Raw genomic sequence first — 8,148 nt, forward strand, 5'->3', positions numbered from 1 at the left:
TCAATTGTTTGACCATCGACCTTACATTCATCCGCGGGGAGTACTCAACATGCATATGGACATGGTCGGAGCTCACCACAACTTTCATAATCTCGATATCATCCGCATCACAAATTTGTATGGGTAGCTCACGACAACGTTTCTGTACATTCCAACAAAACCTTGTACCAATACTTGGTAAACTAAACTGGATGAAAAGTCAATCTGCTGACGGTATACTATCCATTTCTCAATATATGGCCCATTCCCCTAAAATATGAATATTTTGCAGTAATATATCTCTATGGATTTCAAATCCATAGTTTTAAATAAAAGTATGAAATTCCTCCTTTGCATTACTCTAATATCCAGCTGCCCTTTTCTGAATAGGGCTTATCCTTATAATGCTCAAGATACTCTTGAACCAGCTCATCAGTTATCATTCCTGTGCTCAAAGTCCCATAACCCACAGCCCAAAAGTGACGGTCCCAATATTTCTTGATTAGTGCAAGGAATTCCTGTTGTAGTAGTCGTGATCAGCGACCATTTAATGTCTTTACCAAAATGCTTTCATTCAATGAAGGATACATACCTGAATCAACAGATCACGATAGCGATACTGGATATCGCTCTGGATAACGAGGTAGTGAAATTTTATAGCCCATGCAACTTAAATTACTTATCAAATGTGAACTCCTTCTGTAGTTGGACATCCAATATAACTAAAACAATTATAGAACCTATAGTAACCGCAATGAAATTGCAGGATTTTAACCTGTAACTTGATTATAAAAAGAAGTAAAAAGTCTAAATCACTTCAATGTTTGATAGTTGTATTTCTGATTTCCACAATATTACTATCAACTAATCACAACAAACTATTTACTTTAATACAGCTATTTTTTAGCAGGTACTACTTTCATAATTCCTTGCATAATGCGCCAATGACCTGGAAACGTGCATATAAATGGGTATAACCCTGGTTTATCTGGTGCTATAAATCTCATCTTTATAGTTTCTTGAGGATCTAATAATGGACTGGAGAAAAGGACTTCGGGTATGTTGGGCACATAATGTATATCGGCCCCTTGTGGATCTGTAGCCAAATTATCCGCTGCAGCTCCAACTTTCTCTTTTTCTCCCGGTTTGGTTATCACCAAATTGTGCTGCATAAAATCAGGGTTTTCTAAAACTATTTCAACTGGTTTTCCGGCTGAAACCACGAATTCTGAAATATCAAACTTCATTTCATTCTTAATGGTCTTGATGTTTATTACAATGGTATTTTTATAGGATAATTCCTGTTGTTCTTTACCTTCTACTGGGGTAGGTTTATCCATATAATTTTCAGCAAAAAAATCGGCCAATGTAATATCTTTAAAAATGTTCTTTTTCAAACTATTGTAGTCTGATTCTAACTGATATTTCCAATCTCCAGATAGAGATGTCTTATCCTCACCAGTGGTCACAAACATTTGATCAGGCCTTCCTGCGAAACCACCGTGTTTACCTGTTTCCTTAACCATAACAGCAATATGGTTCCTCCCAGCTTTTAAAACACCTTTAGGAATTGCGTAAATCCTGTTTTTATTGGGAATCTTTCTTGTTATACCAATCTTATTTCCATTGATATATACTATATCAGAATTATATATTGGCCCCAAGGAAATAGTCCCTTTTTTGCCAGACTCAGCCAAAGAAATCTCAAAATTTTTCCTGAACCAAATAAACCCGTTTGTATCTAATCCCTTCTGATGTATAAGTTGGGGAAGTTTTATATCCTTCCAATTACTAACATCTAGATCATTCTGAGAAAGATCTTTTTTCTTTTTAAACTTCTCACTGTAATTTGGGTGTTCTTCTTTATACTTTATTAGGAAGCCCTTACTATGCTTGGTTGCCGCAACATAAACAGCCCTTGCCAACCATGCATCGTGCAACACTTCATCCTCCTTGCTGAAGAGGTACAAGGCCTTTCCTATTTCATAAGAAGAAGGTCTTTCTGCCAAATATAGTAAGCTCGCCAATTGAACCACTGGGTTTTTATCGTGTATCAGATTCGATTTTAGCAAAGCCTCCACTCCAATTTCATTCTTTGGAAGAATCTCTATTGCCGCTTTCCGAACCGCATATGACGGATGCTTCAAAGCTCCTGTTACAATATCGTTGGCATTTTTTTCCGTGCCGATCGCACTGAGTCCGTATATGGTCCAAAGCGCATGAAGTGCCCCAGAATCCAAGCCGAGGGTATCCACTTCTTTGTTGTTCACCATATCATATAATTCGGGAAGTACATCTCTTTTATCCCGTTCTACTAAAAGGCGTTGGGCCGTGGTCCTCCAAAACATATTATCATTAGTGAGTGCATCTATCAATTTTTTGGGTTCATCCTTGCTCAGTTCCATAGGTTCAAATTCTTTGGCACCTTTCCATACAACACGCCATATTCGCCCTCTAGATTTATCCCGAAGTGGGTTTACATAGGCATTTCCCTCTCCCGTTTCAGCATTGTATCCACCTCTTTCTTCGGTTGGGGTCGGGTTATGTTGCACGATAAAATTGTACCAATCCAATACCCAAACTGCACCATCCGGGCCAACTTTAGCAGCTACAGGAGATACCCATTCATCGGCGCTGGCAAATAAATTCCAATAATCGCTTTCGGTATATCCGGCACCGTCCTTTTCTATTTTTGCCATATGTACCAAATGGCCGGTAGGTTCACAAACAAAGGCAATCTTGTTCCAATATTTTGCGGGATAACTTCGAGCAGTATAAAAGTTATGTCCCGATGCGGCCGTAAACCCCCCAAATACATCCACCTGTCTTACCTGGCTAGTTATCGGATGTATAGAATAATGGCCATCTATTTTTTTATTGCCTTCCTTGGGAATTCCCTCTACCCCATTAAAATAATTGTTGGGAATACCCACATAAACGCTGTGGGTATTGTTCGCCGTGGAAGCAAAAAGACTGTTGTCCTCTGTGAATCCCAATCCCCAAGTATTATTACTGGTATTAGCAACTACCTCAAAATCAGAAATATCAGGATGAAAACGATAAACCGCTTGTCCGAATTGATAGCGTTGGCCAGCTATTTCTCCTTTGAAGCCCGAATAACCAACAACTCCATAAATTTTATTGTCCATTCCCCTTTGGAGATTAGAGGGTCCAGCATGTGTATCAAAAGTGCCCCAACCTGTCATGATAACCTTTTTAACATCGGCCTTATCGTCCCCATCGGTATCCTTTAAAAACAGGAAATCTGGGGCCTGGGAGATTATAATCCCTCCATTGGCGAACGTAAAGCTCGTCGGGATGTTCAGGTTCTGGGCAAAAACGGTAAACTTGTCCGCCATGCCGTCCCCGTTGGTGTCCTCACAGATCTTGATCCTATCGTCCCCGGTTCCCTTGTCGTTCCTAATTGTATTTGGATAATCTACGGTCTCCACCACCCAAAGTCGACCTTTTTCGTCCCAGTTCATTGCAATTGGATTGATGATTTCCGGTTCCGATGCAAAAAGTTTCAGGTCAAATCCCGCAGGAACCTGTATCAACTTTTTTGATTCCTCAGGGGTCAAAGGTTCCTGGAACTCCGGAACAGAATCTCTCATTTCATAATTGGGGATATTTGGCATCTTCTTGTAAATCAATTTAGGGATAGTCTTTTCATATTTCTCCCATTGGGCCTTTGCTTTATGATTTACGCCCCATAAAATCCCCTGCTTTATCAGGTTTTGGAATTCTGGATTTTTCCATGTCCGTCCGTCATGCCCATAAGCAGTATAGAACACCCTGCCCTCACCATAGTTCTTAACCCATGTATACGGTTCGTGATGGTCTACCTCCATCCTTTCCATCAAAACCGTACGATCCTTGCTCAAATGGTCATGGACATAGGTTTCGTCCCAAGTGGAAAACTCCTTAACATTTTTCATTATGGGATGATCCATGTTGACTATTTTAGCCGTAAATGTGGCTGTATTGTGACTCATAAACTGTCCCCCCACCATATCTATATAATCCAGGGAATTCCTAAAACAAAAACTGGCAGAATGTATAGGGATAAACGCATGCCCCGATCTTACAAAATCCAACAGTGCTTTTTCCTTACCTTTGGAGATAGTATCATAATTGGCATAGATAATAAGTCCGTCGTAAAGCGACAAATTATAGGTATTAAGATCTTCGAGATCCTCGGTATAGGAAATATTGATACCACTCTTGGATAGTGCCTGTGCCATTATAGGAGCATATTCCCGGGAATTGTGATTCTCATTGGCATCGCCCAAAAAAAGAACCTCCAGTCTTCTTGGTTCGTTATCATCTTTTTTTTTGGATTGATTACATCCGGCCATTACACAGATAAACAGGATTGAAAGGCCAAAACGTGAGATAAATGAGTTCATAATATATATATATTGGAAATTAGTATTGTTGCGTTTATATTTGGTTGTCATTAAACAGGTTAAGTTGTTCTTTGATGTTTATAGTGATTGACTGGTTCGGTAAACTACTCATTAACAGATGATTTAGTGGGATTTGATATTTCCAATGTCTGTATCGTTTCATAAACCGAATATAAACTTCTTATCCAATGTTTCAAGTATGCCACAATGAGGGTTATGTACATCGCTATCCACAACTATACTTTTACCGCATTCTCCGAATGGCCCTCAGAGTGTCTTTATCTTTAGCACGACCTTGGAAAAAATTACTCTAGAACAATTGATAAAAAAGGCAAAAAGGGGGTAAGAAGAAAATGTTAGAATAACATAATAGAAGCTATAATTTCTCCAGTTGATTTTCGACAGGAACAACCGTTTTAAGATGTTCTTTCAAAACTTGTTTAATTTCATTTATTACTTTAGGATGTTTTTTCGCAATATTGTATTTTTCTGAAGGATCAACATTTAAATTATATAAAAGTGGTGGGTTATGGAAGGTTTTTTCTTTACTACCAAACTCCGGCTGAGTTACAAAATGAGCTTTATAAGCACCTTCCCGAATGGCGAAAACATCGGTCCCTCGATAGTAATAGACAATATCTCGTGGGTTGGGTCCTTTTCCGAACATCGAAGTAGAAATATCATAGCCATCATAAATTCTGTCATTTGGAAGAGTAACATTTGCCAGACTGCAGAAGGTAGGCAATAAATCCATCGTTGTTGACATATCCATAACAACACCAGGTTTAAGCTTTCCTGGCCACCATAGAATAGCCGGTTCCCTCATTCCTCCTTCATAGGTCCCTCCTTTTCCCCCACGCAACAACCCGGCACTGCCACCATGTTCATTAAATAACCAAGGCCCGTTGTCTGATGTGAAAACAACAAGCGTATTATCATCCAAATTATTACGTTTTAATGCAGATAATATTTCACCAACACTCCAATCAATTTCTTGAATAACATCTCCATACACTCCACGAAGACTTTTATCCACAAAGTCATTTGACCTAAACAAGGGTACATGGGGCTTTGAATTTGCTAAATAAAGAAAAAATGGTTTGTTTTTATTTTGATTAATGAATTTAATTGCTTCCTGCGTATATCGTTTTGTTATCGTTGTTTGATCGGCAGGTCTTTCAATGATCTCAGAATTTCTCATCAATGGCACATTAAAATAATCAATCTTGGGATTTAGAATAATCTCTAGATCATCACGACCTCCAATCCGATTTCGATCCATATCATTACTATACGGTATTCCATAATAGTAGTCGAACCCATGCGCACTAGGTAAGAATTGAGGTAAATGTCCGAGGTGCCATTTCCCAATACATGCTGTTGAATATCCCGCTTCTTTCAATGCCGATGCAATTGTAATTTCCTTGTCTGGTAGTCCACCTTTTGAATCGGGAAATAAAACCCGTCGTTTTCCACTACTCATTCCTGTTCTTACCGGTAGTCTTCCGGTCATCAGTCCAGCTCTCGAAGGTGTACAGGCAGGTGCTGCCACATAAAAATTAGTCCACTTTTGCCCTTTATAGGCCATTCTGTCCAAGTTAGGAGTTTTTATTGTAGGATGCCCATATACACCAATATCCCCATACCCCATATCATCAGCAAAGATTATAATAAAATTAGGTTTAGATGGATTTGTTTTATCGCTGGAAACGGGATTTTGTTGCCCTGCAGCTCCGATTGATAGTAATCCAGTTATTACTAGTAGTATTTTTTTTGTATTTAACATAAGTAAAATTTTATTGGTAGTTTATTGCTCGATTTCACTCTAAAAAAAAGTGCATCCTTTTAATTAATGAATAGGACTTTGATTATATATTTTAATAACTGCCCTGTAAAATATCAAAGTATAACAATAGTAATCTTTGGGTGTATGACACTTAGTCCCACACCTAATAATATCCACTTTAAATTCTCAGTTTATTCTTTTTCTTTTGGAAAAACACCAACCCTCCAAGCCCATTCGTTCCACATTTTTTCCAATTTTTTTCCAATTATGGGGTTCTGATCTAGCACATTATTAGTTTCGGTCCTATCTTTGACCATATCGTACAATTCCCATTTACCATTATATGTAGTAGAAACAAGTTTCCATTGGCCTTCCCGAACTGCCCGGTTCCCCTTATGCTCCATAAACCAGCTTTTTCTGTCCAAATGGTTTCCTTCAAATACCGGCAAAAGGCTTTTTCCCTCCAAAGGTTGAATAGAATGACCCTTATATGTAGAAGGGTATTCTGTTCCGGTAACATTCAATACAGTAGGCATTATATCTATAATACTTGCGACCTCATTACGGAACTCGTTTTTATGTAAAAACCCTTTTGGCCACCGGACAATAAAAGGAGCAGCCACTCCACCCTCATAACCATAATGCTTGTAATACCGAAAAGGTGTATTGCTAAGGTTCGCCCACGAGGGTCCATAGCTCATATAGGTCTCCGAAGGGCCTGCCATTAAATCGTTATCGTTACCATAGACCATTTCCTTTCCCGATAAGGTTTTCTTGCTCTTGGGACCATATTTTCTAACCCATTGCGATGCATTATTGATTGTTTCAGCACACCCACCGTTATCGGCCAAGAAAATTATCAAGGTATTGTCAAGTTGATTATTTTTTTTTAAAAAATTAACTATCCGCCCGATTCCTTGATCCATAATATCCACTTGAGCCGCATATGTCATCATACGCTGTAATTCCCAATCCATCTTATTGTTGTCCTTCCATGTGGAAACACTTGATCCAGGTAGGCTTAGGTTCCAATCATCTTTGATTAAACCCATCTGCTTCATTCTAACTATCCTTTCCTCCCTCATCACTTCCCATCCTTTATCATAAACGCCTTTATATTTTTTAATGTCCTTTTTCGGAGCATGTAACGGCCAATGTGGAGCAGTGTATGCCACATAGAAAAAGAATGGCTGGCCCCTATCTTTTTTAAAGTGATCTTGAAGGAATGTTACCGTACTGTCGGAAATGGCATCAGTGTAATAAAAATTGTCTTGGGGTGCAACAGTAACGGCAGTATTGTTATATGTAAGGGTGACCGGGTCAAAATAACTTCCTGCTCCGGTAATGGTCCCATAAAATTTTTTGAAACCTCTCTGAGTAGGCCAATTGTGATTGTCCTTTGGCGATATAGATTTAGCCACATGCCATTTGCCGGTCATAAAAGTTGCATACCCATTTTTATCGAGCGCCTCGGCCATAGTGATACATTGTTGGTTTAAATCCCCCACATAAGCCGGAACCTTACTAGTTGAATTTACCATGCCTCCTATCCCAGTTTGTTGAGGATAAAGTCCCGTTAATAGGGAAGCACGGGTGGGACAACAACGTGCTGTATTGTAGAACTGCTTGAATCTAAGACCTTCAGAAGCCAGCTTATTCAAGTTTGGGGTACGGATTTCACCTCCATAGCATCCAATATCGGAATAGCCCATATCATCAGCCATAATGACCATTACATTGGGCCGATCTTGAGCGTTGATCTTGGATATAACTATAATCCAAAAAATGAAGCTGTATAAGAGGACGGCAACATTCTTTATTTTAATTATCTCTTTCATAGTTATTTGATTTCAAAATGTTCAATTAATTATAATCATAACAAGGGGATAAAGCTTTATACTTTTGCGGGTTGAACTTTGTCCTCTTTTTTATTGTTTGTTTTTATTTAATAGGCACAGCGTGTTTGTTTTTTCA

3 protein-coding genes and 2 pseudogenes are annotated in these 8,148 nt (G+C 38.8%); all 5 read right to left on the reverse strand.

Going from position 1 to position 8,148, the window contains the following annotated elements:
* Positions 1 to 203: pseudogene (locus C7972_RS23705) on the reverse strand (transposase); the annotation flags it as partial.
* A gap of 132 nt (positions 204 to 335) precedes the next feature.
* Positions 336 to 649 (reverse strand): annotated as a pseudogene (locus C7972_RS23530) (transposase); the annotation flags it as partial.
* A gap of 226 nt (positions 650 to 875) precedes the next feature.
* Positions 876 to 4,388 carry a PVC-type heme-binding CxxCH protein gene (locus C7972_RS23535; protein ID WP_110358606.1) on the reverse strand — a complete coding sequence of 1,171 codons (3,513 nt, stop codon included), beginning with the start codon at positions 4,386 to 4,388 and terminating at the stop codon, positions 876 to 878.
* A 376-nt stretch (positions 4,389 to 4,764) separates the two neighbouring features.
* The gene (locus tag C7972_RS23540; protein ID WP_110358607.1) at positions 4,765 to 6,174 is read right to left on the reverse strand and encodes a sulfatase; all 1,410 of its coding nucleotides are present in this window, start codon (positions 6,172 to 6,174) and stop codon (positions 4,765 to 4,767) included.
* A gap of 191 nt (positions 6,175 to 6,365) precedes the next feature.
* Positions 6,366 to 8,012 (reverse strand): arylsulfatase, encoded by a 1,647-nt coding sequence (locus tag C7972_RS23545; RefSeq protein ID WP_220020954.1) that lies wholly within the window; start codon positions 8,010 to 8,012, stop codon positions 6,366 to 6,368.
* Between the last annotated feature and the right edge of the window lie 136 nt (positions 8,013 to 8,148).

This window comes from Arenibacter sp. ARW7G5Y1 (assembly GCF_003201775.1).
Classification (GTDB): Bacteria; Bacteroidota; Bacteroidia; order Flavobacteriales; family Flavobacteriaceae; genus Arenibacter.

What these genes read in the sequence shown, in the direction of transcription:
- C7972_RS23545 (WP_220020954.1), bottom strand. Translation starts at nt 8,012, where the DNA reads ATGAAAGAGATAATTAAAATAAAGAATGTTGCCGTCCTCTTATACAGC.
- C7972_RS23535 (WP_110358606.1), bottom strand. Translation starts at nt 4,388, where the DNA reads ATGAACTCATTTATCTCACGTTTTGGCCTTTCAATCCTGTTTATCTGT.
- C7972_RS23540 (WP_110358607.1), bottom strand. Translation starts at nt 6,174, where the DNA reads ATGTTAAATACAAAAAAAATACTACTAGTAATAACTGGATTACTATCA.